Consider the following 2,574-nt stretch of genomic DNA (forward strand, 5'->3'; position numbering starts at 1 on the left):
GAGCGTCGGCCGGTGCGACTGATCAGGGACGCTTGATGCAGGACCGGTCTAAGCCGGGCGCCGACACCGTTATTCATGACACGAATGACGTCATTTCAGATCTAAATATCGAAAGCCTTGCTCGCCATCCCGTAGGCGGTCAATCATTCTAGGCTCAGTAGCCGGTTCCACATTCCCGGCCACGTGCCCCTTCTGAACACGAGGTCCTGCCAACCGCGATAGTCTACGACGATCCGCGTGATGACCACTCACCGCTCTCGATACGCGACGGCGTGTCACATTTGGAGCGTTACGCCGACAGACAGAGCATGCCGAACCCTTCGGCAGGTTCTCCGACCCAAAAACCGGAATTAGTTGACCATCAAGGAACAACATCTTCATTGATGAGGAGAATGCCGTGCAGCTGCAGGTAGCAATGGACGTCCTCAAGCTTGATGAGGCGCTGACCCTGGCGAATCAGGTTGCTGAGCACGTGGACATCCTTGAGTTGGGCACACCGCTGATCAAGTCCGCAGGTATCGGCGCGATCACGGCGATCAAGGCCGCGCACCCGGACAAGCTCGTATTCGCGGACTTAAAGACCGCCGACGCCGGTGAGCTGGAGGCGGGTCTCGCCTTCGAGGCGGGGGCGGACCTGGTCACCGTGATGGGTGCGGCCGACGATGACACGGTGCGGGGGGCCGTGGCTGCCGGCCGCAAGTACGGCAAGGACGTCGTCGCTGACATGATCACCGTGGTGAACGACCGTGTGTCCCGGATCCGTGAGGTCTCGAAGTTGGGGGTGTCGTTCGTCGAGATTCACGCTGGGCTCGACGAGCAGGCCCGGCCCGGCTACTCGATTCAGTCGCTGCTCGATGACGGCCAGAAGGCCGGGGTCCCATTCTCGATTGCTGGTGGTATCACCGTCGAAACCATCGACTCGGTGCGGGCCGCCGGCGCGAGGGTAGCGGTAGCCGGTGGGGCGATCTACAACGCCAAGGACCCGGCTGCGGCCGCGAAGGCCCTCAAGGGTCGCACCAGCTGATAGAGCCGGGCTCGGAGCCAAGCGAGTTCGGTACATGGTGTTGGGGGCTGCATCGTTTTCTGCCGCCCCCAACACTTATCCGTACTCCGCCTGTGGGAGTGGCCTTCAAGAAATTCGGACAAGTGAGCAGGAGTAGCGCTTGATGGTTGTGAGCCGGGTAGTGCATCGCGCGGAGAACCACGGCGCCGCACCGAGTTGGTCATTGAAAGAGCCGGAGCTGGTTGCCTCTGTCCTCGGCGCCGATTACGCGCGTCTCGGCGATGAGGTGGCCAGCTTCACCGACGCGGGGTTGACCGCATCCAGTAGGACATCATGGACGGACGCTTCGTCCCGAACATGACGTTCGAGCCGGATGTTGTGGCTGTGTTCCGTCAGCACAGTCATCTGCCATTCGAAGCCCATCTCATGGTCCAGGATCCGGTCTGATGCTCGCTCGTTTTGCTTCGGCCAGCGGCGAGACCATTATCGTGCACGCCGAGACCTGTCCGCATCTGCTTCGAACCCTTTCCACGATCCGTGACCTCGGGGTGGAAGCGGGCGTCGCCGTTAATCAGTCCACTCCGGTCGACTTCCTTCGCCATTTGCTCGATAAGCTTGATCACATCGTGGTCATGACTGTCAACCCTGGATTCGGCGGGCAAAGATACATCGCCACGATGGAGGAAAAGATCTCAGAGGTACGTCCATTGGTGGACCGCTCCGGGAGGCCGGTGCGGATCGAAGTGGACGGAGGAATCTCGACGGACACCGCACGGGCGGCCTGGTACGCAGGAGCCGAGCTCCTCGTCGCCGGTTCGGCTGTGCTCGGCCACCCAGGCGGGAAGCGGCCTGCAGTGGCCGAGCTTCACCGCGCCCTGACGCGCCCGGTGTCCGCACCGTGATCGGGCCGTCTGCGCTGTTGTCGTTATGGAAAGGTGAAGTGACATGGAGAGCCGAGAGTCCGGTGTTCTGCCCGATACCGGAATAGCTTTGCGCGGAGCCGAGTGTTCCTTGCTGTTGTCCGCCGCGGAAATAGTGCGGTTGCGTTACGTGCACCGTGGCGGTGATGCCAGTCTGTCTCAGACTGCGGCAGGTGAGCTGGCGAACTTTTTAGGGGCCATCGCCAGGGGACACCCCGCCCTCGACGAAGTCGATCGGAAAGCTGCGATCGCTTTGGCACATCGTGTGATCGATGACGACCATCCCGAGCACTCACGGATGTGGCCTACCTATAGGGGGCCGGACAGGGCGACCGGAATGGCCCCGTCAGGAAAATGACCGAGAGTGGCGACGCGATCGCAATCGGCGGTCATTTTCTTGGATCGCAAAGGGGATTCCTCGGGCCCGGGGTGGCCTGAGTTGTCCGAAGATCGTGGTGGCCCTGGCGTATTTATCGTCGACCGAGAGCATCAGGAGTGCGCGTCTATGATCGCGAACCTATCCACCGTCGGCTATCGCGCGAGCGAAGAGCCCGATGACCTTGCCCGCTTGACCACCAAGAACCTGCCCGAAGGCTGGACCGAACTGGACCAGCGCGCGGTGGACACCGCCCGCGTGCTCGCCGCCGACGC

General features: G+C 62.0%; 4 protein-coding genes. All 4 read left to right on the forward strand.

The genetic code is table 11. The features are described 5' to 3' along the window. Positions 1 to 397: 397 nt before the first annotated feature. Positions 398 to 1,024, forward strand: a complete 627-nt coding sequence (gene hxlA, locus ACWDKQ_RS35725) for a 3-hexulose-6-phosphate synthase (RefSeq protein WP_450143164.1) — start codon at positions 398 to 400, stop codon at positions 1,022 to 1,024. A gap of 336 nt (positions 1,025 to 1,360) precedes the next feature. After that, a complete protein-coding gene (locus tag ACWDKQ_RS35730; protein ID WP_450143166.1) occupies positions 1,361 to 1,450 on the forward strand; it encodes a hypothetical protein in 90 nt (29 codons plus the stop codon). After that, the gene (locus ACWDKQ_RS35735) at positions 1,450 to 1,905 is read left to right on the forward strand and encodes a ribulose-phosphate 3-epimerase (RefSeq protein ID WP_450143165.1); all 456 of its coding nucleotides are present in this window, start codon (positions 1,450 to 1,452) and stop codon (positions 1,903 to 1,905) included. The genes ACWDKQ_RS35730 and ACWDKQ_RS35735 overlap by 1 nt, the downstream gene beginning before the upstream one ends. Before the next feature lie 457 nt (positions 1,906 to 2,362). Continuing rightward, the coding region (locus ACWDKQ_RS35740; protein WP_450143167.1) for a hypothetical protein at positions 2,363 to 2,574 on the forward strand (212 nt) is incomplete at its 3' end.

The organism is Saccharopolyspora sp. NPDC000995, from assembly GCF_053599315.1.